This window comes from Corynebacterium sp. 5QC2CO, from assembly GCF_024580435.1.
In the GTDB taxonomy this organism is placed as follows: domain Bacteria; phylum Actinomycetota; class Actinomycetes; order Mycobacteriales; family Mycobacteriaceae; genus Corynebacterium; species Corynebacterium jeikeium_D.
The window spans coordinates 1-25,836 of the sequence record NZ_JANIKI010000010.1; the positions used below are offsets into that span (position 1 = coordinate 1).

At 59.7% G+C, this 25,836-nt stretch carries 19 protein-coding genes; 10 read left to right on the forward strand and 9 right to left on the reverse strand.

Annotated features, from left to right (window positions below; translation table 11 throughout):
- The first annotated feature begins 221 nt into the window (after window positions 1-221).
- From NQ014_RS08465 to NQ014_RS08495, 7 genes are all read left to right on the forward strand, one after another.
- Complete coding sequence (locus NQ014_RS08465) at window positions 222-1,037, forward strand: hypothetical protein (RefSeq protein WP_257074771.1); 816 nt, start codon at window positions 222-224, stop codon at window positions 1,035-1,037.
- Window positions 1,038-1,068: 31 nt separating this feature from the next.
- Complete coding sequence (locus tag NQ014_RS08470) at window positions 1,069-1,797, forward strand: MOSC domain-containing protein (RefSeq protein WP_257074774.1); 729 nt, start codon at window positions 1,069-1,071, stop codon at window positions 1,795-1,797.
- 48 nt (window positions 1,798-1,845) lie between these two features.
- Window positions 1,846-3,474 (forward strand): protein adenylyltransferase SelO family protein, encoded by a 1,629-nt coding sequence (locus NQ014_RS08475; protein WP_257074777.1) that lies wholly within the window; start codon window positions 1,846-1,848, stop codon window positions 3,472-3,474.
- Between the two features lie 541 nt (window positions 3,475-4,015).
- Entirely contained in the window at window positions 4,016-5,761 is a 1,746-nt protein-coding gene (locus NQ014_RS08480; RefSeq protein WP_257074778.1) for an ABC transporter substrate-binding protein, read from the forward strand.
- A gap of 4 nt (window positions 5,762-5,765) precedes the next feature.
- A complete protein-coding gene (locus NQ014_RS08485) occupies window positions 5,766-6,692 on the forward strand; it encodes an ABC transporter permease (protein ID WP_048760212.1) in 927 nt (308 codons plus the stop codon).
- Window positions 6,685-7,683, forward strand: a complete 999-nt coding sequence (locus tag NQ014_RS08490; RefSeq protein ID WP_257074782.1) for an ABC transporter permease — start codon at window positions 6,685-6,687, stop codon at window positions 7,681-7,683. The genes NQ014_RS08485 and NQ014_RS08490 overlap by 8 nt, the downstream gene beginning before the upstream one ends.
- A complete protein-coding gene (locus NQ014_RS08495) occupies window positions 7,680-9,362 on the forward strand; it encodes an ABC transporter ATP-binding protein (RefSeq protein WP_257074785.1) in 1,683 nt (560 codons plus the stop codon). Before NQ014_RS08490 ends, NQ014_RS08495 begins: the two co-directional genes overlap by 4 nt.
- Window positions 9,363-9,694: 332 nt before the next feature.
- Here NQ014_RS08495 and NQ014_RS08500 read toward each other — a convergent pair whose 3' ends face one another.
- Together NQ014_RS08500 and NQ014_RS08505 are read right to left on the reverse strand one after the other, a co-directional pair.
- The gene (locus NQ014_RS08500; protein ID WP_257074787.1) at window positions 9,695-10,366 is read right to left on the reverse strand and encodes a YdhK family protein; all 672 of its coding nucleotides are present in this window, start codon (window positions 10,364-10,366) and stop codon (window positions 9,695-9,697) included.
- A gap of 76 nt (window positions 10,367-10,442) precedes the next feature.
- Window positions 10,443-11,927, reverse strand: a complete 1,485-nt coding sequence (locus tag NQ014_RS08505) for a YeeE/YedE thiosulfate transporter family protein (RefSeq protein ID WP_257074797.1) — start codon at window positions 11,925-11,927, stop codon at window positions 10,443-10,445.
- Window positions 11,928-12,131: 204 nt separating this feature from the next.
- Here NQ014_RS08505 and NQ014_RS08510 point away from each other — a divergent pair, with 204 nt between their 5' ends.
- Window positions 12,132-13,151: a hypothetical protein gene (locus tag NQ014_RS08510; protein WP_257074799.1), complete on the forward strand. Its 1,020-nt coding sequence runs from the start codon at window positions 12,132-12,134 to the stop codon at window positions 13,149-13,151.
- Here the strand turns inward: NQ014_RS08510 and NQ014_RS08515 are convergent.
- The 3 genes from NQ014_RS08515 to betT all read right to left on the reverse strand — a co-directional run bounded on the left by NQ014_RS08515 (window position 13,148) and on the right by betT (window position 17,858).
- The gene (locus NQ014_RS08515) at window positions 13,148-13,966 is read right to left on the reverse strand and encodes a phosphatidylcholine/phosphatidylserine synthase (RefSeq protein WP_257074802.1); all 819 of its coding nucleotides are present in this window, start codon (window positions 13,964-13,966) and stop codon (window positions 13,148-13,150) included. The genes NQ014_RS08510 and NQ014_RS08515 overlap by 4 nt on opposite strands.
- A gap of 142 nt (window positions 13,967-14,108) precedes the next feature.
- Window positions 14,109-15,677 (reverse strand): aldehyde dehydrogenase family protein, encoded by a 1,569-nt coding sequence (locus NQ014_RS08520; protein WP_257074805.1) that lies wholly within the window; start codon window positions 15,675-15,677, stop codon window positions 14,109-14,111.
- A complete protein-coding gene (gene betT / locus NQ014_RS08525) occupies window positions 15,678-17,858 on the reverse strand; it encodes a choline BCCT transporter BetT (protein ID WP_257074807.1) in 2,181 nt (726 codons plus the stop codon).
- A gap of 348 nt (window positions 17,859-18,206) precedes the next feature.
- Here betT and betA point away from each other — a divergent pair, with 348 nt between their 5' ends.
- The gene (gene betA, locus NQ014_RS08530; RefSeq protein ID WP_257074812.1) at window positions 18,207-19,946 is read left to right on the forward strand and encodes a choline dehydrogenase; all 1,740 of its coding nucleotides are present in this window, start codon (window positions 18,207-18,209) and stop codon (window positions 19,944-19,946) included.
- 110 nt (window positions 19,947-20,056) lie between these two features.
- Complete coding sequence (locus NQ014_RS08535) at window positions 20,057-21,163, forward strand: nitronate monooxygenase family protein (protein WP_257074813.1); 1,107 nt, start codon at window positions 20,057-20,059, stop codon at window positions 21,161-21,163.
- 100 nt (window positions 21,164-21,263) lie between these two features.
- On the opposite strand, the gene NQ014_RS08540 is transcribed toward NQ014_RS08535, so the two are convergent.
- The 4 genes from NQ014_RS08540 to NQ014_RS08555 all read right to left on the reverse strand — a co-directional run bounded on the left by NQ014_RS08540 (window position 21,264) and on the right by NQ014_RS08555 (window position 25,808).
- A complete protein-coding gene (locus NQ014_RS08540) occupies window positions 21,264-22,460 on the reverse strand; it encodes a globin domain-containing protein (RefSeq protein WP_257074814.1) in 1,197 nt (398 codons plus the stop codon).
- A 202-nt stretch (window positions 22,461-22,662) separates the two neighbouring features.
- Window positions 22,663-23,136: an Rrf2 family transcriptional regulator gene (locus NQ014_RS08545; protein ID WP_257074815.1), complete on the reverse strand. Its 474-nt coding sequence runs from the start codon at window positions 23,134-23,136 to the stop codon at window positions 22,663-22,665.
- A gap of 112 nt (window positions 23,137-23,248) precedes the next feature.
- Window positions 23,249-25,084 (reverse strand): phosphoenolpyruvate carboxykinase (GTP), encoded by a 1,836-nt coding sequence (locus tag NQ014_RS08550; RefSeq protein ID WP_257074817.1) that lies wholly within the window; start codon window positions 25,082-25,084, stop codon window positions 23,249-23,251.
- Between the two features lie 298 nt (window positions 25,085-25,382).
- Window positions 25,383-25,808, reverse strand: coding sequence for a DUF6802 family protein (locus NQ014_RS08555; protein WP_257074818.1), 426 nt, complete (start codon window positions 25,806-25,808; stop codon window positions 25,383-25,385).
- Window positions 25,809-25,836: the final 28 nt, after the last annotated feature.

Sequence of the window (25,836 nt, forward strand, 5' to 3'; positions counted from 1 at the left end):
CGACGCCGACACCACCACCAAGGAGGTCGCATGAACCAGTCACAGCACCAAGCACGTGCCGGTCCCTGACGCCATCACACTGCTTGTTTCAACGAAAGGCAGAAACACCACTCCGTCGGACTTGACCCCATGGCCTGCAATTTCACCAGAATTACTTAGCATTGCCCCCAAGTGCCACGACCACCATCGATGGCGCACGGGTCACTACTCTGGCGCGAACCGTGGTTGATATCGCTGCTGCTCAGCCGCGCGTCGACGATGCCACGCGCCGCAAACCCAAGGTCTTTCGACGCTTCGCCGAAGCCATCGCGCTTGCCGACGGCGCCCTGCGCGGCTCGGTCGGAACACTTGGCTCGACGGGAATGCAGCCTCAGCAAGCCCTGCTGTGGCCGGAGGCACCGCCGCGCTTTGAGCCATCTAGTTGGGGCATTGAACAGGAGTTTCCGCAGCTCGCAGCACCGCGGAACGTGGCCATTTCCAGTACGGATTTCTTACCCCATGTGCATGATCAACGCGGGCGGGTGCGTGGAGCCCGCATGGTGGAGGTGCTGATCGTGGCATCGGCGTGGTCGGAAAGTGCATTTGAGTCGGTGACAAAGGCGCTGCTCATGGAGTTAAAGCTGTCGTTTGTGCAGCAACCGCGGATAGTAGATGAGTCCGGGGTGTTCGTTGCGCGTGTGGATTTCCTGCTACCGGCTCACGGAATCATCATCGAGTGCGACGGGCGGATGAAGTACGATCCCGCGCAGTCAACTGCGCAATCGAGAACTCAGTCGAAAATGCAATCAGAAGCGCGCGCTGGCGCCGGCCAACAGCACGCGAGCACAGCCAATATCTGGCATGACCGGCGTCGTGATTACCAACTCACCAACCTCGGCTACGCCATCATCCACCTGACGTGGGATGCGATCTTTGACGGCTCGGCGGCGGGCATGATTCGTAAGGCATTGGCAGCCTCAACGACACCGCGCGGACGCTGGTTTGATGCCATTACTGCACTTCCAAAAGGCGCATACAAATTCTCCTTTTCTGGCTAAAACGCTTCCAGTCACATGGCAGACTCAAAACATGAGCCCGCAGACCCAGCCAACTCAACAACGCCCAAGCCACCAACTCCCAGAACTCATCGGCCGAGTGCGCCGTGTCCGCACCGGGCCGGTAGTGACGCAAAAGTGGAGCGGCCGTGAAATCAGCACCGGTGCCGCCAAATCACCACGCACGGGCCGCGTAATAGCCACAGAAAACGGCCTTGACGGCGACGCCCAGGGCAACTTGAAGGTTCATGGTGGACCAAACAAGGCGATGTGTTGCTACCCATTCGAGTTCATGGCGCAGTGGGCAGCCGATGGATTCAACCTGCCTGAGGGCGCATTTTTCGAAAATCTCACGCTGGAAGGCCTTCCTGACCAGGTGGTTTATCTGGGTGACATCTTCGAACTGAACGATTTGACAGTCCAGGTCACGCAACCGCGGCGCCCGTGTGCCACGGTCTCGGCACGCTGGAGTGACCGTCGACTGCCCAGGCTCATGCAGTCGACGTCCCGTTCCGGCTATTACCTGCGAGTTCTTCGCCCCGGCACCATCGCCGAAGGCGACACCATGCGACTGGTCACGCGCCTTCCAGGTGCCGTCTCTGTCGCGGAGACCAATCGCGTCATGAACGTCGACCGCCAGGACGTCGACGGTATCCACCGGCTCCTCGCCGCCCCTGAGCTTCCGGAGCGGTGGCGGGCAACGCTCTATCGCCGCTTAAACGGCGAGTTTGAAGACGACACCGCTCGCCTCGGCAAGCCTTGAGCATAAAAGCGCATATTCTCAATCCGGCCTACCCGTTAAACTGCGCACATGGCTAGAAACGTCGCTGATCTGCCCACCGCACTGCCTGAACTCGCTATCGACCAGCAGGGGTTTGATGCCCCATCGCCGCAGCTGGTCATGCTTAACGACGAGCTCGCAACCCAACTCGGCCTCTCCCCGCAGTGGCTTCGCTCGGAGGCTGGCCTGAAGTTCCTCACTGGCCACGGCGCCGATCACGGAGTCGGCCAGGAAACCGATACCCCACTCGGCGCATACACAACCCCGATGGCCACGGCCTACGCCGGCCACCAGTTCGGTAACTTCGCAGGCCTACTCGGCGATGGTCGCGCGCTCTTGCTTGCCACAGTTGAGGCTGAACCGGGGCTGACTGGGCTGCACTGTCCGCCTAACCAGCCCGACTGCCCCAAAGAGACAACCCACAGCGACAGCACCCAGGCCTACGAGATCCAAGCGAAAGGCACCGGCCCCACGCCCTTTTCCCGTGGCGGTGACGGCAAAGCCACGCTGACCTCCGCGCTGCGGGAGTACCTCATCAGCGAAGCCATGTATGCGCTCGGCATCCCTACCACCCGCGCGCTGGCGGTCGTCAAAACCGGCGAAGAGATTTACCGCGGCTCGCAAACCCCATTCGACAACACCGACCCCACCACCGAACTTCAACCGGGTGGCATCGTCGTGCGCGTAGCATCCAGCCACCTGCGAGTTGGCACGTTCGAGCTGGTCGCTCGCTCCGGAGCGGACACCGGAATCATGGATCGGCTCATCGAGTTCGCCGCGCAGCGGCACGGCTACGAGGGTTCGGCGGAGTCGGTTCTCCGGGACGTCGTCAAGCGGCAAGCTAATCTCGTTGCGGCGTGGCTGGCCTGCGGATTTGTCCACGGCGTGATGAACACCGACAATGCCAGCATCGCAGGCGAAACCATCGACTTCGGGCCGTGTGCGTTTCTGGATGCGCACGATCCGCGGGCGGTGTTTAGCAGCATTGATTGCGGCGGTCGATACGCGTACGGCGCGCAGCCGACGATTGCCGGGTGGAACATGTCGAAGCTTGCGGAGACTTTGCTACCGCATTTCGCAGGCGCCCCGGAGGATGCCCTCGCACGAGCCCGCGACATCCTGGGCGAATTCGCCGACGAGTTCACCGATGCGCTCAGCCGCAGGTGGCTGCCCAAGTTGGGGATTCTCCCCTCGCTTTACGACGACCCGCTGGCCATCCCCCTGGTGCAGCAGTGGCAGGCGTTGCTGGCGAATTTTGGGCTCGACCACACGAATGCTCATCGGGCGCTGATTGAGGTTCTGGCCAATGGTGATGGGGATACAGTTGCTGCGTTGGCTGCGCTGACCAGGCTGACCGCTGATCCTGCGTTCCCCGCCGCCGCGGCTGAGTGGGGGCAGTTGTGGAAGCGGACGCGGGAGGAGCTGGGAATCGACCAGACGACGGCCCTGGCACTTATGGAGGAAACGAATCCGCTGTATATTCCGAGAAATTACCTGGTCACGGAAGCGTTAGCGGCGGCAGGGGCAGGGGATCTGACCGACTACCGGCACCTGCTGGAGGCGGTAACCAACCCCTTTGAGTCGCAAGACGTCCCAGCGGGGTTCACTGAGCCGGCACCGCGGGAGTTGGGTGCTTTCCGCTCGTACTGCGGGACTTAATGCGCTGCCTCTCCGCCTCCTCCAAAGTCCACTTCCTCCTCCAAAGCCCACTTCCTCTTCCAAAGCCCACTTCACGACACAGGTGTCACCTCGTGCCAGCTGTGGAGGTGGCATGAGGTGACATGGCTGTCGTGAAGTCGCGGATGGGGCCCCGGACGGCCCCGCGGCCGCTCCCGCGGGTGGCCCCAACGCGGGTGGGGCCCCGACTGAATGCCAGCGGCGCGGAGAACCAGAGGACAACCCCTGCGGGGGTGCCAGGATGTTACAACGTTGCACCACTGCACAGGATTAACTCCCCAATCGAGGGTAAAAGACACCATCAAATAAGGGATGGTTCGCCTGATTAATACTCATATGTTTTTTGGACTTGTATGGTTAGAGACTGTATTGAACGGTCGTATCCAAACCTTAGAATCCACCACAACCAAGTTGTCACCACCACCAATGCTTATGCAGGTGGGAGGTGGGTATCTAAGTCGTTTGGAGTGAGCCGATCACCAAATTCATATCGCCTATCTGGCAGAATCTAGAAAGGCTCGCGATGCATAGACCCGTTGCCTCCGGCCCCTTCCACACCCGGCAGAAACTCCGGCGGAAGCTCCGACAGCGAGAGAAGTCCCGTGCCACAAAACTGCACGCAACAACGCTCAGCGGAAAAGGAAAGTTCACGCTGCATGTCCGCCAGATCCTGGCGGCTCTGCTGGTAATCGCCTTGCCAGGAGCCGCGCTTGCTGCCTGCAGCACTGACCAGCAACAGGTCGGCGCGGGGTTCATTGTGGTCCAGAACTCCGAACCACAGTCGCCGCTGTATACCACTGACACCAATGAAACCGGTGGTGGCGATATCCTCCGCATGCTCTACTCAGGTCTGGTGCGCTACGACACCGACGGCTCGATGATCCTGGACCATGCGGCAGAAATTAAGCCTAACGAGGACTCGACTCATTTCGACATCACGCTGAAACCGGGCTGGACCTTCCACAACGGCGAACCAGTCACCGCGCAGAGCTACATCGATGCCTGGAATTACGCTGCCTACGGCCCGAATCTGCAGAAGCAGCAGTCTTTCTTCACCAACGTGCAGGGTTTTGATGCTGTCTCTGGCGAAAAAGCCGCGACCAAAACCATGTCAGGTTTGAAAAAGGTCGACGATCTGAGGTTCACCGTAGATCTGACCAACCCAGATTCCTCCTTCCCGCTCAGCCTCGGCTATGTCGCGTTTATGCCGCTGCCGAAGGCCGCGTTCGAAGACAAGAAGGCTTTCGGTGAACACCCGATCGGCAATGGACCGTACAAGATGGCCGAAGGTCGCGCTTGGCTGCACAACAACCAGCTAACTGTGGTTCGCAATGATGACTTCGCCGGTGAGCACAAGGCCCGTAACAACGGCCTGGTATACCGCTTCTACTCGGACATGGACACCGCATACGCGGACCTTCAGGCAGGCCGCCTGGACACGCTGCCGCGCACAATTCCACCAACAGCTCTGGCAAGCTTTGAAACCGACTTCCCCGATTCCAGCGCAAATGTCCCGACCTCCTCTTCGCAGTACTTCGGAATTCCGCGAAATCTGCCAGGTTTTTCGGGTGAAGAGGGCAAGCTTCGTCGTCAAGCGATTTCCATGGCGATTGACCGGAAACTGATCACTGAGAAGATTTTCTTCGACACCCGCACTCCGGCGCGCGAGTTCAGCTCGTTGACGCTTGGCGACCTTGACCCGAACGTACCTGGCCAAGAGGTGCTGGAATACAACCCGAAGAAGGCCCGCCAACTGTGGGCTGAAGCCAACAAAATTACGCCGTTTACCGGCTCGTTCGACATTGCCTACAACGCCGACGGCGGACACCAGCAGTGGGTCGAAGCGGTGACCAACATGATTGGCGAGACCCTCGGCATCGATTCCCACGGCAAGGCCTACCCGACCTTCAAGCAGCTGCGCGATGAAATCTCCAACGAGACCATCACCAGCGGCTACCGCACGGGCTGGGCAGCAGACTACCCATCTGTGGCCAACTACATGCTTCCGCAGTTCGTCACCGGTGGCTCCTCGAATGACAACCACTACTCCAATCCGGAGTTCGACAAGCTGATTCAGGAGGCGGCCTCGGCAAAGAGCGCAGAAGATGCCAAGCCGATTTATGTCAAGGCTCAGTCTGTGCTGATGGAGGACCTGCCAGCGATTCCGCTGTGGTACCCCAATGCTTCGGTGGCGTGGAACCCGAAGCTGCGCAATGCCGTAGTGATGTGGGACGGCATCTTGGACTACCCAATGATTGAGAAGGACTAGCACCATGGGTTGGTATATCGGAAAGAGACTCCTGCAGATGGTGCCGGTATTCTTCGGTGCCACACTGCTGATTTATGCAATGGTCTTCGCCATGCCAGGCGACCCCATCGCTGCACTGGCTGGCGATAAGCAGCTGCCACCGGAGCAGGTCGCAGCACTGCGCGCCCACTACCACCTGGATGAGCCTTTCCTCGTCCAGTACTGGGAGTACCTCAAGGGCCTGTTCACCCTGGATATGGGAGAGACCTTCTCCGGCCGCTCGGTCGGCGAGGAAATTGCGCTAGCCTTCCCTATTACGATTCGCCTGGCGCTGATGGCCGTTGCCATTGAGGCAATCTTCGGCATCGGCCTTGGCGTCATCGCGGGCATGCGCAAGGGCGGCTTCTTCGACTCCACCGTTCTGGTGATGTCCCTACTGGTTATCGCAACTCCGACCTTCGTGCTCGGCTTCGTGGCCCGCTACCTCTTCGGTGTGCGCTGGGAGATTGTCTCCCCCACCGTTGGTAGCGATGCGTCCTTTACTTCCCTGCTACTTCCGGCATTCGTGCTGGGGCTGGTCTCGGTTGCCTATGTGCTGCGACTGACTCGCTCCGAGGTGGCATCGGCACGCCATGCCGACTTTGTGCGCACCGCCCGTGCCAAGGGCCTGCCCACCTCTGAAGTCACCCGTCGTCACATTCTGCGGAACTCGCTGATTCCCGTCGTTACCTTCATCGGCGCAGACCTCGCTGCCCTGATGGGTGGCGCAATTGTCACCGAGGGCATCTTCAACGTGCCCGGTATCGGTGGCCTGATTTTCCACGCCGTCCAGATTGGTGAAGCCCCCACCGTGGTCAGCATCGTGACCATCCTGGTGGTTATTTACATGTTCGCCAACTTGCTCATCGACTTGCTCTACGCAGTCCTGGATCCGAGGATTCGTTATGCCTAAGCCAGATTCGACGCAGTTAGATTCGACTCAGCCAGAAAAGCAGGCCAACGCCGCGCATACCGGCACCGCACAGTCCGGCGCCGTGCAGGCCAACACTGCCCCGGCGACGAACCCCGACCACAAGCAGTTGCCGGATACCCCGCCGCTGGGGCTCTGGGGTTCGGCCTGGCAGAACCTGCGTTACCGCCCACTGTTCTGGGTTTCCGCATTCATTATTTTGCTCTCCATCGCAGTGGCCGCATTCCCGTCGCTGTTCACCTCTGTGGACCCGACGGCGGCAAACCTGCGTGACTCGCTGGCCCCAGCCCGCGACGGCCACCCGATGGGCTTCACTCAGCAGGGCTACGATGTCTACGCCCGTGTCGTCTACGGTGCCCGCGCCTCGGTCATCGTCGGCATCGGCGTCACCCTGGCCGTGACCGTGGTGGGCATTATCCTCGGCGCCATCGCTGGCTATCTCGGCGGTTGGGTCGATGCGGTGCTCTCTCGCATCACGGACATGTTCTTTGCTATTCCACTGATTCTGGCCGGCATCGTGCTGATGCAGCTGTTTACCGAACGCACCATCTGGTCCGTGGTCTTCGTGCTGGCTGCTTTCGGCTGGCCACAGATGGCGCGTGTGGTGCGCTCAGCGGTGATTTCGGTGAAGAACGAGGAATACGTCACCGCCTCCAAGGCGCTCGGTCTGTCCAGCACTGGCATTCTCTTCCGCCACGTGCTGCCGAACTGCCTCGCCCCTGTCATCGTTATGGCCACGACCTCGCTGGGTATTTACATCGTCGCCGAGGCCACGCTGTCCTACTTGGGCATTGGCTTGCCGACGACCACCGTTTCCTGGGGCAACGACATCTCTGTCGCACAGCAGGTGCTCCGCCAGGCCCCGTCCAACCTGTTCTGGCCAGCACTCGCCCTGGCGATTACCGTTCTCGGCTTCATCCTCATGGGTGACGCTTTGAAGGATTCTCTCGACCCGAAGGAGCGTCGTCGATGAGCACCGACACCAATACTTCCGCAGCGCCCATTCTCACCTTGAAGGATGTCTGCATTGGCTTTCCGACGACCACAGCCTCCGGCCGCCGCAGTAAATCGTTGACCGATGTGGTGCATGACGTCGACCTGGAGGTTTTCCCCGGTGAAACGGTCGCCATTGTCGGCGAGTCCGGCTCGGGTAAGTCCACCACTGTCCACGCCGCGCTGGGACTGCTACCCGGTGACGGTGAAGTCACCGGTGGCACCATCACCTTCGATGGCCGTGACATCACACACCTGACCGACCGCGAGTTTGTTAGCATCCGCGGCAACGGCATCGGCCTGGTCCCTCAGGATCCGATGACCAATCTCAATCCGGTGTGGACCGTCGGTTCCCAGATCAAGGAGGCGCTGCGCGCCAATAACATCGCCACTGGCTCTGAGGCCCACAAAAAGGCGATTGAGCTGCTGGAACAGGCTGGCCTGCCGAATGCTAAAAAGCGTATCGACCAGTACCCGCACGAGTTCTCCGGTGGTATGCGCCAGCGCGCACTTATCGCGATGGGCTTGGCCGCACACCCAAAGCTGCTGATTGCCGATGAGCCCACGTCCGCTCTCGACGTGACCGTGGCGAAGAAAATCCTCGACCACCTTGACAAGCTCACTAGCGAACTCGGCACGTCCGTGGTGCTTATTACTCATGATCTCGGTTTGGCTGCCGAGCGCGCTGACCGACTCGTCGTTATGCAAGCAGGACGTGTCGTGGAGACCGGCCCTGCTCTGGAAGTTCTCACCCGCCCGCAGCATCCATACACCAAGCAGCTAATCGCGGCGGCTCCATCGCTGGCTGCCCGGCGCGGTGATCGCGTGGTGGCGGCGCCGACGACATCGGATGCGGACCAGAAGGAGATTCTGGTCGCGAAGAACTTGGTGCGCGACTTCGCCATCCGCGGCGACCGTCCGTGGCGCAAGGATTCCTTCCGCGCCGTCGATGACATCAGCTTTACGCTGCGTCGCGGTCGCACCATCGGAATCGTGGGCGAATCCGGTTCGGGTAAGTCCACTGTCGCCAACATGGCGCTGGGGCTGCTCGATCCGACCGAAGGCGAAGTGCTTTTCGACGGCAAACGCGTCCAGGGCCGGAATCGTAAAGAGGAGCTGGAGCTGCGGCGTCGCATTCAGCCGATTTTCCAGAACCCGTATGCGACGCTGGACCCGATGCGCACGGTGCATTCCTCCATCGAGGAGCCGCTGCGGATTCACAAGATTGGCACCAAGAAGGAGCGTGAGCAGCGCGTATTCGAGCTTCTCGACCGCGTCGCTCTTCCCGCGGAAATGGGGCGCCGCTTCCCCGGTGAGCTGTCGGGTGGTCAGCGTCAGCGTGTTGCGATTGCGCGTGCGCTGGCCCTGAACCCTGAGGTTGTGGTCTGTGACGAGGCGGTGTCAGCCCTCGACGTGGTGGTGCAGGCTCAGGTGCTCGAACTACTCGCCGAGCTGCAGGAAGAGATGGATTTGGCCTACCTCTTTATTACGCACGACCTCGCTGTGGTGCGGCAGGTGGCTGATGAGGTCATCGTGATGGAGCACGGCAAGATGGTTGAACACCGTCCGACCGACGATCTCTTCGACCACCCGGAGAAGGAATACACCCAGCGGCTGCTGGACGCCATCCCAGGTGCGTCGTTGGATTTGGAGCTGTAGCTGGGCGGTGCCCTGTTTCCCAGGGCACTTCGCTCCGCCCTCTGGGCGGGGCAGATCGCACTTCACGACACAAGCGTCACCTCATGCCAGCTGCGGAGGTGGCATGAGGTGACATAGGTGTCGTGAAGTCTCTAAGCGACTTTGAGTCGGGGTGAGTCGGTTGCGAGAAGAGAGAAAAGCGCCCGGGCGGTACCTCCCGGGCTCAGCAAGTCGTTGGGGAATACGAAAACCGGGCAGCGTGCCGGTATGCGCGCGACACCCGGTTTTTGGCCGATGGAGAGAAATCGCAGTGACCAGCTTAGAAGTAGCCGACGGATCAAACCGCCTACTAGTTAGTCCTCCGGAGCGAGCTCGCTTTCCGTGACCCACTTGTGGTTCTTCATGGTCATGCCGTCTTCGTCGATATCAACCATGTAGACCGGCTCCTGGGTGGAGTAATCAACAGTGCCCTTGGCACCCTTCATGCCCGCCATATGCTCGGCGTTGATGGTGATCTCGGAGCCGTCGGCAAGCGGAGCCTCACCTGGGTTTTCCAGCTCCTCATGGACAACCCAACGGTGATCCTTCACCGGCTCACTGCCATCGGTCGGAGTGTAGGAAACGGAGTAGGTCGTGGTGTTGAAAACGCCAACAACCTTGCCCTCGGCACCCTTCATGCCCGGCATGTGATCGGCCAGAACCTTCACCTCGGTGCCGACTGGGAACTTCGCGTTGTCAGCCGGAGCCATTCCCTCGGGAGCCGGACCGCCATCGGCCGGGTGATTATGACCAGCCATTGCATCGTCATCATGGTCGCCGTGCTCACCATGCTCATCGGCATCGTCCATATCATCCATGTCGTCATGGCCCTCAGTGCTGGTGGCCGACACGGAAGAGCTGGTCTCGCTAACAGTGCTGCTTGCTTCAGTATTTGCCGAATCATCGGAGGAGCAACCGGCCAGCGCAAGCACGCTGGCGGCACCTGCGGCTACAAGCGTATTAAGTGGGCGAATGTTCTTTGCCATGATCGAGCTCCTTTGTTGTTGATGTCAATCAATCTATGCCCTCACTCTACCGACGCTCCCCTAACGCCACCAGGACTTATCGTCCGCGGCGGACGGAAATCGTCCAGCCAGCTTCACCGGTCTGCTCGAAGTTGGTGACCTCGTGGCCATCCTTCGCAGCCCAGCGCGGGATCGCATCCGTGGCCTGGGTGCAGTCGAATGGAATCACCAGCTCCTCGCCGACCTCAATCTTGTTGATCGCGTCCTTGGCCTCGATCAGCGGGAATGGGCACACGGCGCCGACGGTGTCGAGCTCGTACCGGCCGTTACCCAGTGGCTTGAGCTTGCCGTCTTCCTGCTTGACGACGCTCCGGTCGAGCAACGCCACCGGCGCGACAGCAAAGGCACCCGCCAGCGGGGAGGCCTCGGTGCCAGCGGCACCGGCACCTTCGCTACCCGGCAGAGACACAGGCGAAGTAGTAGCCGAAGTGACCGGAGCGGTTGCCGATACCGCCGTGTCGTTGGTGGTGGAAGGGGTGCTCGGGACGTCGTTAAGCGAAGGTGCGGACGGCTTCAGCCAGAGCTTTGCGGCGATAGCGACGCCTGCGGCGATGGACGCCAGCGCAAGCCAACCCTGGTAGCTGAACAGCGAGGTCTGAACCATGCCGTTGCCGACGGTGCAGCCGCCGGCCCACGCAGCGCCGACACCCATGAAGATACCGCCGACAACCGAGCGTGCGCCCTGGGTGGCGTCCGGGACGCGGAGGCGGAATTCACCGGAGGCCTTGGCCGCGATGAAGGAGCCGACGAGGATGCCGAGGACGAGGAAGACGCCCCAGTCGAAACGCTCGGTGTCACCAGTGACAACGTAGTTGGCGAGGTTGGAGGACGGGGTCGTGATGCCGAGGCCGTCGTTGCGACCGGTGGCGGCGGACAGTGGCCATGCGATAACGCCAAGTACACCGACGATGGCAGCGGTGGCGTACACGTGCCAGGCCTTTTCAGTCAGAATGTGCGCGAGACCGGACTTGCGTGGCGCCAGAGTGGCCGGGCGCGGGCCGGAGAATTCTTCGCGCAGGAAGCGGACGGCGAAGTATGCCGTGACGGCGCTCAGCGCGATGACCAGTGGCCAGATGCTAATGCCAAGAGAGGCGTGGATGCTGGTCAGGCCGACGGTGCGGTCCTTCAGGGAATCCTGCAGGCCGTTGAGAAAGCCAGTCTTCATAGCAGCAGCGGATAGGGCGTAAAAGACCAGTGCGATCCAGGAGCCGATCAGCCCCTCACCGGAGCGGTACCAGGTACCCGAGGCGCAGCCACCGGCCAGGACGATACCCAGCCCGAAGATAACGCCACCGACGATAACGGCCAGTGGTGCCAGCTCGTTGTATTCGGGAGTAATCACGCCGGCGCTGGTCAGTGCGGCCAGGCCGATGGCGTGGACGGAAATAACAATCAGCAGGGCGACGAAGCCGCGCCAGCTGCGTTGAGTGAAAATATCGCGCAAGAAGCCGGTGACGCAGAAGCGTCCTCGCTGCATAACAAAGCCGAGCACGGCGCCCAGCGCTAGTCCTGAGATGAGCATGAGAGTGTTTCTCCTAAATTTATGAGCCAGTCCGCCATCAAAGCCATAATGAACAGACCTGTCTATTAGTGGATTAGAAGCTACTCCACACAGCGAAAAAAGTCCAACTTAATGAAGTTTTCACAGGGTAGAACACCTGCCAATAGACAGACCGAACCGTATAGTTGCTGGTGATAAGCGCAAGTTGTGGCAAGCTAAAACACTATGAGCGCACAGAATTCAGCCCTGGCTGGACACCAGCGACACCAGCAACTCCTTGCGATGCGCTCGATACTCGACCTTCCTTTTACCCATGCTTTCGCCCTTGATCCCCAGGCGGTCATCGATATTTCCGGCGTGGCCCGCCTAAGCGAGCTCAATGCCAAAAATGTCGTGACAATCGACAGCTTGCGTTCACTCGCCCACACCAACACGCAGGACTTTTATGCCATCGATGACGCGGCAGAAGCTCTGGGCACCGCCTTGCGAATGGCGATTTCCTCCCGGCAGCTACTCTGGTTCAGCTCGCTACCCCACAGTGATGTGGGCAAAGTACAAAACATCCTCGGCGGCGACATCGTTCATGTGGTGGGCCCGGAACTGGCCGTCGATACGCTCGATGACGATGTCCTGGAGCTTCCCACTGCGCTGAAGCAGCGCGGAGAACCACTGGTGCCCATCGCTATCTCGCCAAGCGAGCTGGTGCAGGCCTGGGCACACGGCAGCCTCGAGCAGCAAAAACTGCTCGCTTACCTGCTGGAGGGAACGAATACACTTCTGATGCAGCAAAAGAATCTGCATGCGCTACGCAATGTCGGGACCAAACTCATCGAGCGCAACCCCGTGTGGCGCCTGCTCTACAACCCGAAAGTGTTGGCCTATCTGGTGGTGATGGTCTACTCTTCGCTCCGCGCGCTACCTGTGGTTTTCGTCCCCGGATTCCACGGCAATGTCTGGGTGCTGTGGAGCATCGACATCATTACTGCTATCCCCTACACCTGGGGAATTGTCGAGATGATCACCGGCCGCTCATTCGGCCGAAGAATGCTGGGGCTCCTGATCACCATAGTGACTTTCGTCTCGCCTTACGTCTACTTCTGGGCCAACGGGCGCGATTATCCGATGTGGGTCACCATCTTTGTCATCGCGTTAATTGTCGCAGCCTGCGCCGTCGAATACGTCCGCTGGCTGCGCGACCGCGCCATCTCCGCAATTCTGCGCCAACCGCCCACCGCCTGTCGCTAGCGACCGCTGAGCGAGCGCCGCACGCCGCCAATAATCAGCCAGGCACCGGCGGCAACGTTGACAGCCACAAGCCCGTGGATAGAGGTCATGCTTAACGACGCTACCGCCGTCTCACCTGCGATGAGCATGCCGGTCGAGAGAATCCAGATGAACGTTGCGGCAATGTTGGCAATCCTGCCGCGTTCCACGCGGAATGGATGCGTGTAGTGCAGCGGCACCAACGTCATTGCGCTGAAGATAAAAATGGCAGCGATGCACACCGCCATGGGCGCGTTCCATACCCACAGCAAGACCGCCACGATGTTCCACGCGGCGGGGAAACCAACGAAGTAGTAGTCGCCGGATTTGGCGGCCTCGTTGGCATAGCAGAACATCGACGACACCAGGACCAGAATCATCAGGGCGATCGCCAACGGACGTGGCCCCAGCGGCAGATACATGACCATGAAAGCGGCGGGTATGGCGGTCCAGGTGAGATAGTCGACGATGTTGTCCACCACTGCGCCGTTAAACCACGGGACGACTTCCTTGATGTGATGCTTACGCGCCATATTGCCGTCGACACCATCGACGACGAGGGCAATTCCCAGCCAGAACCACATCCAATGTGGGCGGCCCTCCAGCAGTGCGACCGCAGCCAGCGTTGCCCACACCAAACCGGTCAGCGTGAAGGCATGTACAGCCCAGGCGATGACATGCTGGCGCCGGGTGAAGCGGGTGAAGGTCGCGGCGGTGCTGGCAGTATCGGCGCAGGCAGTATCTGGCCCACTGGCGGTACTAGAACTGGCATTGTCGGAGCGAGTAGTAGCGTTCACGGCAGATGTCCTTTAGAGAACAAAATGCGCACAACTGCAAACCTTTATCGCAGTTGTGCGCAGAGTCGATTTTTTCGATCGGTGAGTATAACGGCCGATGGGTCGTTTTCCCGTATTTTTACTCGGGCTTGTTCCGAGTTATTTAACGACGATCCTCGAACCAACCGGTAACAGCCGGTGCTGTGTTCTCGTAGACCAGCTTGGCTTCGGTGTACTCCTCCAGGCCGGTCGGGCCCAGCTCACGGCCAATACCGGACTGACCAAAGCCACCCCACTCGGCCTGTGGCAGGTAGGGGCCAAAGTCGTTGATCCAGACGGTACCGTGACGCAGCTCGCGGGAAACACGCTCAGACACCTCGCGGTTGGATGACCACACCGCACCGGCCAGGCCGTATTCGGTGTCGTTGCCAATCTCGATGGCCTCGTCAACCGTGGTGAAGGTCTCCACCGTCACCACCGGTCCAAAGGCTTCGTCGTGAACGCAGTCCATTTCGCGGGTGACCTGGTCAATCACGGTTGGGAGGTAGAAGTAGCCGTCGGCAAGCGAGGCGGAACCATCGGCGGTGGCGCCCGTGGCGATCTCGCCGCCCACGCGCACACGAGCCCCCTGCTCACGCGCCCGATTGACGTATGCCGCGACCTTATCCAGGTGCTGCTTCGAAATCAGCGCACCGGTCTCGGCCTTCTCGTCGAGCGGACCACCGAGCTGGATATGTCCGGCGCGCTCGACCAAATCGTCGACAAACTTCTCGGCGATGGACTCCTCCACCACTAAGCGAGCGCCCGCCGAGCACACCTGACCGGAGTGCAGGAACGCAGCATTGAGGGCATTGTCCAAAGCGGCTTCGTAATCGGCATCGGCGAAGATGATGTTCGGGTTCTTGCCGCCAAGCTCAAGCGCAACCTTCTTCACGGACTTGGCCGCTTCACCAGCAATAATCTTGCCGGTGACAAGACCGCCAGTAAAGGACACCATGTCCACCTTCGGATGCGAGGACAACGGTGCGCCCGCTTCGGCGCCAGCGCCGGTAATGAGGTTGGCAACGCCCGCCGGAACACCCAGATCATCGATGACGTGCATGAGCAGAATTGCTGTGTGCGGGGTCAGCTCCGCTGGCTTCAGCACGAAAGTATTACCCGTGGCCAGCGCCGGTGCGACCTTCCAGGCGGTCTGCAGCAGCGGGTAGTTCCACGGCGTAATCAGGCCGCAGACACCGACAGGTTCACGCACAATACGCGCGACGACGGACGGGTCATCCGCATCCACGAGACGACCGGCATCATTGCCCGCGAGCTTCCCGAAGTACTCAAAGCAGGCGATGATGTCATCCATATCGGCTGCTGCCTCAGGCAGGCGCTTGCCGGTATCCATAGCCTCTGCCCAGGCAAATTCGTCCTTGCGCTGCCTGATGGCAGCTCCGATATCGAGTACCAACTTGCTGCGCTCAGCTGTGCTCCAGGATGCCCAGGAACCTTCTCCGGTACGTCGGAAAGCAGCGTCGGCGGCGGCGATGGCGCGCTCGGTGTCGGTTGCGTCTGCTTCCGCGACCTCGGCGATGAAAGAGCCGTCGGCCGGGCATTCGATGGTGCGAGTGTTGCCAGCGGCTGCAGCGGACCAGGTGCCGTTGATAAACAGCGTGGCGGCCCCTTCGTGAGATTTGGCGGTCTCGGGTGCGAGAGCCTTATCAGTGGTGGAAGGCTTAAAGGTCATTTAGGAATCCTCCTTGGCGTAGTCATCAGACCATTCGCGGACAGGTTCGGCATTATCGGACAGATCTGAGGTGCCCGGGAGATCAGACTGCATGTGCAGGAACTCCAAGTGCCGTTCGTAGAGGTCGAGGACGTCGGAAATCAGCTGCTCTTGGGTGTAGCCATAGACGTCGTAGCCGAGCGAGCCGGTAAGCGTGAAGACCTCGAGACGGTAGTAGTAAATATCAGCATCACTGTCCAGGTGTACCAGGCCAGCGAAAGACGGCGTCAAGTGTTCAACCGGATAGACCTGGTATCGGAAGCTCATCTCCTCACCGAAACCGACCTGCAGGTCAATCTGGTCGATACCGACTTCCTCTGCTGGTTCACGGTGCAGCGTCACTTCACCGCCACGGTCCCTGATAGCTTCTGCCACCTGTTCAAGCGCGGGCTGTACCACTCGGTCGAGGTAGCGCATGACTGGCTTCTTGCCCGGGAAGGACATGGAGCGGGCAAGGCGCTTGCGCCAATCGCCCTGTTCGCCATCTACGGCGCGGCCCGACATCGCCCCATGGAGGGCGCGACGTGTCGAATCCTGTTGCAGCAGCTCCAGTCGCAGCGACTTAAACAGGCCATACATCACCAGATAGATGACAAAGGCAAACGGCAGGCCCATCACAATCGTCGCGGACTGCAGTGTCGGAATACCACCGACGTAGAGCATCGCGATGGTCAGCACACCGACCACGACAGCCCAGAAAATACGGGTCCACTTCTTACCGTCCTGCTGTGTGTCGGTGATCTTCGAAGTGAAGTTACTCATCACCAGTGCTGCCGAGTCGGCCGAGGTGATGTAGAGCAGCAGACCGATCAGGGAGGCGACTGCCGCCACCAACATCGGTGCCGGGTACTGCTCTAGCAGCAGGTAGAAGGCGCGCTCCGGGTAATCCAATGCAGTCTGCCCAAACTCCGAATCGCCACCGATAACCAGGTCCAGTGCCGAGTTACCGAACACCGATACCCACATCAGAACGAAGAGGAATGGAATGGTCAGCGTGCCGACGACAAACTGACGCAGACTACGGCCACGGGAAATGCGAGCCAGGAACAAACCGACGAACGGCGCCCAGGCCACCCACCAAGCCCAGAAGAACAGGGTCCAGGAGTTCAACCATTCCTGCGCTCCGGAGAACGCGTAGGTATCCATAGTCATCGACGGGAACTTCGAGACGTACTCACCGACGTTCATCACCAGTGCGTCAAACAGGAACGCGGTGCGGCCGGTAACCAGGATGTAGAGCATCAAGCAGATGGCCAGGCCAACGTTGAGCTCCGAGAGACGACGAATTCCCTTGTCGACACCGGAAACTGCGGAGGCGATAGCCACCGATACGGCCACGACGATTAGAGCGATCTGCCAGGATGTACTCTCATCCACCCCGAAGAGCACGCGCAGGCCGTAATTCAGCTGGACGACGCCGATACCCAGCGAGGTTGCGACACCGAAAACGGTACCCAACATCGCCGCGATTTCGACCGCTTCACCAGCGGGGCCGTGGATGCGCTTGCCGATAATCGGATAGAGCGCCGAACGAATGGTCAGCGGCATGTTCAGGCGATACGCGAAGTAGCCGAATGCCATACCCATCAGGGCGTAGAGTGCCCAACCGGTCACACCATAGTGGAAGAGCGTGAACACCACTGCCTGACGTGCAGCTTCGATGGTCTCCGCGTCTCCGGTCGGCGGGCCATAGTACTGTGCCACCGGCTCCGCTACCGAGAAGAAGAGCAGGTCAATGCCGATACCCGCGGCAAAGAGCATAGAGGCCCAGGAGAACAGACCAAACTGAGGCTTGGCGTGATCGGGGCCGAGCTTAATCTGCCCGGTTCGCGAGATAGCGACGTAGAGCATGAAGAGCACTGCCACCGTCGCGGTCACAATATAGAACCAGCCGAAGTTCTTCGATACCCAGGCGACAATGCCAGCGAGGGTATCCGCTGCATTGTCCGGGGCAAAAATAGCCCACAGAGCAATGGCGAGAATGCCAACGCCTGAAATAATAAATACAGGCCAGTTGATCTCAGGCTCAGAGGGCGCACTCGCTTGCGCTTGTTGCGGAGGGGCCGACTGCAATCGCTGCATTTCTTGCGACGATCCAGATTTTTCCTCCGTTACCTTCTCAGTTGGCGGAGTATCAGACATAGGAAAATCCTTCAGATTCGGGAACTAACCCAGCATACCTAGTTTGAATAATCCCTCAAGTCTTCGTATCGATTCAGAAGAATTCTCCAGCCCCAATATCAACACCTTTACCTGCATATTTAAGTAGTTTTCAAGGCGTTTAACATCATTCCAACTGGAATTGAATACCAATTGTGTGGCATTCTATATAGGTGAAGGGGATTTGAGATACGCCTCCGGCCACTTATTCCAATATCAATATATAGGGCCCGCCTTTAAATATTGCTTGAGGCTTATCGGGGCTTATCGCAGTCCTTGAAACCCATTCCGATATACATCGGCAAACAACCTACGGAGGTACACCAGAACATGGGAGCTTTCCCGGCTGTCTTCAACTTCGGTAAAAAGAATGGCAACACCACAGTCGAACACCGCGACGTCGTCATCGTTGGCGCGGGCTCTGCCGGCTCTGTGCTGGCTAACCGGCTGTCCGCAGACCACACTCAGCAGGTGCTCGTACTCGAGGCCGGCCGCATGGACTCCCTCTGGGATCTCTACATTCACATGCCTTCGGCGTTCTCCTTCCCAATCGGCAACAAGTACTACGACTGGAAGTACGAATCCGAGCCGGAACCGGAGATGAACGGTCGCCGCATCTACCACGCCCGCGGCAAGGTCGTCGGCGGCTCCTCCTCCATCAACGGCCAGATCTACCAGCGCGGTAACCCCATGGACTACGACAAGTGGGGCGACACCAAGGGGCTGGAGAACTGGGGCTGGAACCACGTTCTGCCTTACTTCAAGCGCATGGAAAATGCGCTGGGCTCCGACAAGGACGACCCGCGCCGTGGCCACGACGGCCCGCTGCGCATGAAGCGCGGTCCGGCCGACTCTCCGCTGTTCAAGGCCTTCTTTAAGTCGGTCCAGCAGGCTGGTTACAACTACACCCCGGACGTCAATGGCTACCGCCAGGAGGGCTTCGGTCCCTTCGACGCGAACATCGACAAGGGCCGTCGCCTCTCCGCTTCCCGCGCATACCTGCACCCAGCTCTGCAGCGTCCAAACCTGGAGCTCCGCACCCGCGCAGAAGCCACCCGCATCCTCTTCGAAGGCACCAAGGCCGTCGGCGTGGAGTACACCTGGAAGGGTCGCACACGCCAGGTGCGAGCAGACAAGGTCATCCTCTGCGGTGGCGCTTTCAACTCTCCGCAGCTGCTCGAGGTCTCCGGCGTTGGCGATGAGAAGATTCTGAATGCCGCCGGGGTGAACGTCGTCAAGCACCTGCCTGGTGTCGGCGAGAACCTGCAGGACCACCTGGAGGTCTACATTCAGTACAACGCCACCCAGCCGGTGTCTTCACAGCCGTACCTGGAGAAGTGGCGTTGGCCGTTCATTGGCCTGTGGTGGATGCTCACCCACAAGGGCCCGGTGGCAACGTCGCACTTCGAGGGTGGCGGTTTCGCGCGCTCCAACGACAACGAGCCCTACCCGAACCTGATGTTCCACTTCCTGCCGCTGGCCATGCGTTACGACGGCACGAAGATCGATAGCCCGCACGGTTTCCAGTTCCACGTTGGTCCGATGTACTCGGATGCCCGTGGCCACGTCCACATCACCTCTTCGGACATCAAGGTCAAGCCGTCGATCCTGTTCAACTACCTGTCCACTGACCAGGACCGCCGTGAATGGGTCGAGGCTGTAAAGGTCTCCCGTAAGCTGCTGGACACTCCGGCAATGAAGGAGTACACCGACGGCGAGATTTCCCCGGGTGCAGATGTGCAGACCGACGAGGAAATTCTCGAGTGGGTCCGCAAGGATGCCGAGACCGCACTGCACCCATCCTGCACCTGCAAGATGGGGCCGGCCTCCGACGAGATGGCCGTCGTCGATCCGGAAACCATGCAGGTTCACGGCACCGAAGGCCTCTACGTGGTTGACGCTTCGGTCATGCCGGGCATCACCAACGGCAATATCTACGCACCGACCATGATGATTGCCGAAAAGGCCGCTGACCTCATCGCCGGCAAGACCCCGCTGGCACCGCAGGACATTCCGTTCTACCGCGCCGGCCAGGGTATGCCGCTGGATCCGCCGGAGAGCAATAAGTAGTTCTTGAGTTCTTAAGGCGATAGCGCGGTCTCTATGGCGCAACGCCGTTCGTCGGCACCGGCCGGGTTCTCCCACACGGGGGAATCCGGCCTTAGTGTTACTCTCGCCCTATGAGCAGCACAACCTCGCAATCACCCGAAAACCTACGACGCTCATCAATCATTTTGGCACCGATGGCTGGTGGTCCATCCACGCCAGAACTGGTCGCTGCAGTTTCCAATGCTGGTGGGGTTGGCACCCTTGCCGCCGGATATCTCACTGTCGAAAAGCTCGCTGAACAGGCACGGAAGACGTGCACACTGCTTGACGACGGCGCAGGTTTCGGCATCAACCTCTTCTGCCCCAACACGGCTGGCACCGGTGTCGGAATCTCAGAGGAGAAACTCGCTCAGTGGACCGCTTTTCGTAATCGTCTGGCGCCGGCTGCTGCCCACTTCGACATTGACTTGCCTGACACTCCGACCTGGTCAGATGACTACTTCTCGGCGAAAGTCGAGGCAATTCTCGCTGATGATTTTCTGCCCGACCCCGATGCGCTGAAGTTCGTCTCCTTCACTTTTGGCTACCCAGATAAAGAGGTCATTGCTCAGGCAAAGGAATCTGGCCGCAGCGTAGTGCTCAATGCGACCTCAATTGAGGGCGTACGGGCGGCGGCTGCAGCTGGCGCTGATCGCATTGTTCTGCAGGGACTAGCTGCGGGTGGGCACCGCGCATTCGTAAAGGGGAAGGACTCCTCCGACAGCATTGGGGCCTCTGTAGAAGAGCTCGCCCAAGCAGTTATCGAGGCGTGTGCAGTTACCGATGTACCCATCATCGCCGCTGGTGGGGTGGGTAACCGAGAGGACGTCGTCAAGCTTGTGGAAGCCGGCGCGATGGCTGTGCAAGTTGGCACGCGGTTCCTCACCACCGCGGAGGCGGGTACGAAGGAGACGCACCGACGGGCACTGCATGATTTGGTGGAGCGTGACACCGTTTTGACTCACGCCTTTTCCGGTAAACCTGCACGTGCCATCGAGAACACGTTTACCCGGGAGTTTTCTAGGGTCGCGCCCGAGCTTTACCCGCAACTGCACTACTTAACCACACCGATTCGCGGCGCGGCGAATAAGGCCGGCGATCCCGAGTATCTCAATTTGTGGGCAGGTATTGCTTTTTCTCAGTGCGAGAACCAAACTGCGGGCGATGTTGTTGCGGAGCTTTCCGGCTCAGCCGTGTGATACGAAGCCACCGAAGCTACAAACAGCAAAATGACCAGCCCCGGACATATATCGCGGCTGGTCATTCGGTTTTATTTGTGACGACGACGCAGTTGTGACGCTAAGCGTCTAGCAGCCAATCGTTCGGGCTGAACAGCTCGAAGTGAACGTTGTCGCGAGCAACACCGCGATCGGCGAGCTGCTGGCGAATGGCCTGCAGGAAGCCATTGCCACCACAGAGGTAGTACTGAGCGCCCTCCGGCAGCTCCGTATCCGCCAGATTCATCAAATCCGGCTCGTACCACACCTGCTGGCGAGCATTGGCCAATGCGGCGACAGCATTGTCACGCTCTGCGCGCAGGGCATCTGCGGTTTCTGCGCGGTCCGCGTGGAGAACGACGACATCACGCTTGGAATCGGCAGCCACCAGGGCATCCAGCATGCCAATCATAGGAGTGGCGCCAATACCTGCGGAAATAAACACCACCGGGTCATCGGACTTGGTGTCCAACACCAGGTCACCTGCAGGCAGGGAAATCTCGATGGCATCGCCCGGCTGCACCTTTTCCCACAGCTGTGTGGAAACTTCGCCAGCCGGCAGGTTCTCGGAGGCATCGACACGACGAACCGCGAAGGTCAGAACACCTTCCTTGCCGCCGACCAGAGAGTATTGACGTAGCTGGCCGGCGCCGTCCGGCATGGTCTGACGAACGGAGATGTACTGTCCTGGGAGATAGGAAACGGGGGTTTCGTCGTCAAGCTTGACGGAGAATACTGCGACATCATCACCGCGCTCTTCACGAGAGACGACGTGAGCGGCGCGGAAAACATCGCCTGCTTCGACACCGAGGTCGTCATAGAGCCCCTTCTCGAAGTTGATGAGAACACGCTGCATCTCCAGGTAGACGGCATCCCATGCGTCGCGGACAGCTCCCTGAAAGACCTCTGGGGTGAGGATTTCCTCGATGGCATCGAAGAGGTGCTTGTGAACGATTGGGTACTGTTCCGGCTTGATACCAACGGAGATGTGCTTGTGGCCGATGCGGGAAAGCAGTTCTTCCGGGGCAGGCGCGTCTGGGTCGACCAGGGTAGCTGCGAAGGTAGCGACGGATGCCGCCAGCGCCTTCTGCTGAGCCCCCTGCTTTTGGTTGCCGCGGTTGAAGGTATCGGCAATGAGTTCGGGGTGAGCAGCGAACATCCGGTTGTAGAAGTTCGGCGTGATTTTCTCGATGTTGGCACCGACGACGGGCAGGGTTTGGGTGACGACTTCAGCCTGCTCTGGGGTCAGGCCGTTCTTGTTGACATTCAGGTTTGGCATGACTTCACAATAACACCATATTGCGCATTTTGTTTGCGCATTATTGGCTGGGGGTGCCAAAAACTAGTTCTTACGGTTGCGAATTAACTACCTCTAGCTGCAAAAACGGTGCCGACGAAAGTCTTGACAAACAAGCTTCGACAGCGCCGCTCTCAGCCCTTTTCGAATCGAGATCAGGCCTTCAGTTCTACGCCTAAACCGCCTAAACCGGACGAATATTCAGCCGAGAACCCTCAGGCGCGCTAGCTCCCTCAGAGCCATCACCATCCGCACCATCAACCGGCTTGGCGGGAATGAGATCCGCAATCAACACCGGATCCAGCGCGGCGAAGAACGCCTCCTGCGCCGCCGCTAACTTGCCGCGCAACAGGCACGTCGGCAGCAATGGACAGTCCGTGCCGACGCAATCGACGACCTCGTTGTTTTCCAGAGTGCGCAGCAGCTTGCCGACGGATTTTTCCGTAGCCGAATCTCGCAGATAAATACCACCATTGCGGCCCTTGACCGCTTCCAAGAAGCCGAGCTCCACAAGCCGCGAGACAACCTTGGAAACATGCGCGCGAGACGCATTGAGAGACTCCGCTACCTCGGCAGCGGTGTATTTTCGCCCCGGCTCCCCCATCGCCATCAAAGTGATGACACGCAGGCTCAAATCAGAGAAAAGCGTTAGTTGCATTGCGTGTCACCCTTCATCGTTCTACTGCACAAACCACCCCCTTGCCAGCCGCTTCGGGCAACAAGGGGGTGGTTCTAGGTTCTAGCTCTTAGCAAGGCTAGCAGGCAAGATCTTAGTCCTGCAGGCTCTTCTCGATACGAGCCTTCAGAGCCTCGAACTCGTCCCAGACTTCCTGCGGAACGCGGTCTCCGAGGAACTTCAGCCACTCCTCGTTGTCCGGGAGGTCACCCTGCCACTTAGCAGCCGGTGCCTTCAGGGCTTCCTTGACATCGGCGAAGTCAATGTCCAGGCCAGTCAGATCCAGGTCCTCTGCCTTAGCGGTGTGACCAACAACGGTCTCCTTGGCGCCAACACGGCCCTCAATGCGGTCGATAATCCACTTGAGAACACGGGAGTTGTCGCCGAAGCCCGGCCACAGGAAGCGGCCGTCTTCGCCGCGGCGGAACCAGTTGACCAGGAAGACCTCTGGCATCTTGTCGCCGCCCTTGACGCCCATGTCAATCCAGTGCTGCAGGTAGTCACCGACGTTGTAGCCAATGAACGGCAGCATTGCCATCGGGTCGTGACGCAGGGAGCCAACCTTAGCCTCAGCGGAAGCAGCGGTCTGGCCGGAAGCCAGAGTTGCACCGATGAAGGTTGCGTGGTTCCAGGACAGAGCCTGGGTCACCAGCGGCACAGTGTCTGGGCGACGGCCACCGAATAGGATGGCATCAATCGGGACACCCTGCGGGTCGTCGTACTCCGGTGCGGCGACCGGGCACTGCGAAATCGGGGTGCAGTAACGGGAGTTCGGGTGCGAGGACAGCTCGTCGGAATCCGGAGTCCAGTCATTGCCCTTCCAGTCAATGAGGTGATCCGGCTTGCCTTCCATGCCTTCCCACCAGACGTCGCCATCGTCGGTCAGTGCGACGTTGGTGAACAGGGTGTTACCGGCCTCCATGGTCTTCATGGCGTTCGGGTTGGAGGAGTAGTTGGTACCCGGTGCAACACCGAAGAAGCCGTTCTCCGGGTTGACAGCGTACAGGCGGCCGTCCTCACCGAACTTCAGCCATGCGATGTCGTCACCGACGACCTCAGCCTTCCAGCCCTCGATGGTCGGAGTCAGCATAGCCAGGTTGGTCTTACCACAAGCGGACGGGAATGCAGCGGCGATGTGGTAGGCCTTGCCCTCCGGGTTGGTGAGCTTCAGGATGAGCATGTGCTCAGCCATCCAGCCCTCTTCCTTGGCCATGACCGAAGCGATACGCAGTGCGTAGCACTTCTTGGCCAGGATGGCGTTTCCGCCGTAGCCGGAACCGTAAGACCAAATCTCCTTGGTCTCCGGGAACTGGGTGATGTACTTCTCATCGTTGCACGGCCATGCAACATCCTCCTGGCCCTCCTCCAGCGGAGCGCCAACGGAGTGCAGAGCGTGGACGAAGTCGCCGTCCGGACCAATCTTGTCCAGGGCATCCTGACCCATACGGGTCATGATTCGCATGGAGAGAACCACGTACTCCGAGTCGGTCAGCTGAACACCCAGCTTCGGCTCCGGGTCGGTGATTGGGCCCATGCAGAACGGAACGACGAACATGGTGCGGCCCTTCATGGAACCGCGGTAGTGCTCGGTCATTTCCTTCTTCAGCTCGACCGGATCCGCCCAGTTGTTGGTCGGGCCAGCGTCCTCTTCCTTTTCGGAAGCGATGAACGTGCGGGACTCCACACGAGCAACGTCCTTCGGGTTAGAGCGGGCAAGGAAAGAGTTCGGGCGCTTTTCCTCATTCAGCTTGATAAGAGTTCCCTTATCAACCAGGTCCTGGGTAAGGCGGTTCCACTCTTCGTCCGAGCCATCAGCAAAGACAACCTTGTCTGGCTGGGTCAGTTCTACGACCTCAGCAATCCAGCGCAGCAGTTCGGCGTTCTCGGTCGGGGCCTGGCCCTCGAGACCAGGAATAGAAGGTGCGGACATCAGTTCTCCTGACTCATTGATTCGCGTCTTAATTAAAGGCTACCGGGGGATACCGAAAGTTGCCGGGCCCCACATCGACAATCGGCTCGTTCCCGCATTTGCAAGCCGTTACATCACAGCTTTACAACAAATAATTTTCCCCGCCCCATTCTTGCGACCTGTTCATTTATGGCCATAACCAGCGAATAAGGCCAGCCTCACCACATAAATTTACAACCATTAACCCTTTGGCTGCAGTTACCCCCATTTGTAAGCAGCCGAGACACGGGTACCCCCGCGCACAGCGGTTCCAAAGCCGTTAGTCCCAGCTGCCCCGAGCGGACTGCTCCCATGAGTACGCATCCCACTTCCCCGCTGCTGATACCGTTTCCGCTGCCGCTCCACCCATCGCGTCAGCAGCCCTCGCATCATCACTGCTCCAAGACTCCCAAGTACCGTCAAAACGGACCGTCGTAACGTGATCCACCGTGCCGTCACCGTCCAGATCCGAATAGATTGACAACCCGGAATCGTCGGCAAGCGTAATTGACCCCTCGTCGTCGCCGAGGTCGTAGAGCTGCCCCTCGACCTCCACGACCAACCCGGCGCCACCAACGTCCGCCGACTGCCCATCAATCGGCGTCGCCGCCTCCAAACCGCACGGCGTAGCGGGCGAACGCGCCTCCATCCCGCCATCGGACGCGGGTTGGTCGGAAAAGTACTGCAGTAAAGAAAACTCATCCATCGTGATATCCCCCTATTTTTCTTCGCTG

What these genes read in the sequence shown, in the direction of transcription:
- NQ014_RS08510 (WP_257074799.1), top strand. Translation starts at nt 12,132, where the DNA reads ATGAGCGCACAGAATTCAGCCCTGGCTGGACACCAGCGACACCAGCAA.
- NQ014_RS08550 (WP_257074817.1), bottom strand. Translation starts at nt 25,084, where the DNA reads ATGTCCGCACCTTCTATTCCTGGTCTCGAGGGCCAGGCCCCGACCGAG.
- NQ014_RS08500 (WP_257074787.1), bottom strand. Translation starts at nt 10,366, where the DNA reads ATGGCAAAGAACATTCGCCCACTTAATACGCTTGTAGCCGCAGGTGCC.
- NQ014_RS08480 (WP_257074778.1), top strand. Translation starts at nt 4,016, where the DNA reads ATGCATAGACCCGTTGCCTCCGGCCCCTTCCACACCCGGCAGAAACTC.
- betA (WP_257074812.1), top strand. Translation starts at nt 18,207, where the DNA reads ATGGGAGCTTTCCCGGCTGTCTTCAACTTCGGTAAAAAGAATGGCAAC.
- NQ014_RS08505 (WP_257074797.1), bottom strand. Translation starts at nt 11,927, where the DNA reads ATGCTCATCTCAGGACTAGCGCTGGGCGCCGTGCTCGGCTTTGTTATG.
- NQ014_RS08535 (WP_257074813.1), top strand. Translation starts at nt 20,057, where the DNA reads ATGAGCAGCACAACCTCGCAATCACCCGAAAACCTACGACGCTCATCA.
- NQ014_RS08485 (WP_048760212.1), top strand. Translation starts at nt 5,766, where the DNA reads ATGGGTTGGTATATCGGAAAGAGACTCCTGCAGATGGTGCCGGTATTC.
- betT (WP_257074807.1), bottom strand. Translation starts at nt 17,858, where the DNA reads ATGTCTGATACTCCGCCAACTGAGAAGGTAACGGAGGAAAAATCTGGA.
- NQ014_RS08490 (WP_257074782.1), top strand. Translation starts at nt 6,685, where the DNA reads ATGCCTAAGCCAGATTCGACGCAGTTAGATTCGACTCAGCCAGAAAAG.
- NQ014_RS08495 (WP_257074785.1), top strand. Translation starts at nt 7,680, where the DNA reads ATGAGCACCGACACCAATACTTCCGCAGCGCCCATTCTCACCTTGAAG.
- NQ014_RS08555 (WP_257074818.1), bottom strand. Translation starts at nt 25,808, where the DNA reads ATGGATGAGTTTTCTTTACTGCAGTACTTTTCCGACCAACCCGCGTCC.
- NQ014_RS08540 (WP_257074814.1), bottom strand. Translation starts at nt 22,460, where the DNA reads ATGCCAAACCTGAATGTCAACAAGAACGGCCTGACCCCAGAGCAGGCT.
- NQ014_RS08470 (WP_257074774.1), top strand. Translation starts at nt 1,069, where the DNA reads ATGAGCCCGCAGACCCAGCCAACTCAACAACGCCCAAGCCACCAACTC.
- NQ014_RS08520 (WP_257074805.1), bottom strand. Translation starts at nt 15,677, where the DNA reads ATGACCTTTAAGCCTTCCACCACTGATAAGGCTCTCGCACCCGAGACC.
- NQ014_RS08475 (WP_257074777.1), top strand. Translation starts at nt 1,846, where the DNA reads ATGGCTAGAAACGTCGCTGATCTGCCCACCGCACTGCCTGAACTCGCT.
- NQ014_RS08545 (WP_257074815.1), bottom strand. Translation starts at nt 23,136, where the DNA reads ATGCAACTAACGCTTTTCTCTGATTTGAGCCTGCGTGTCATCACTTTG.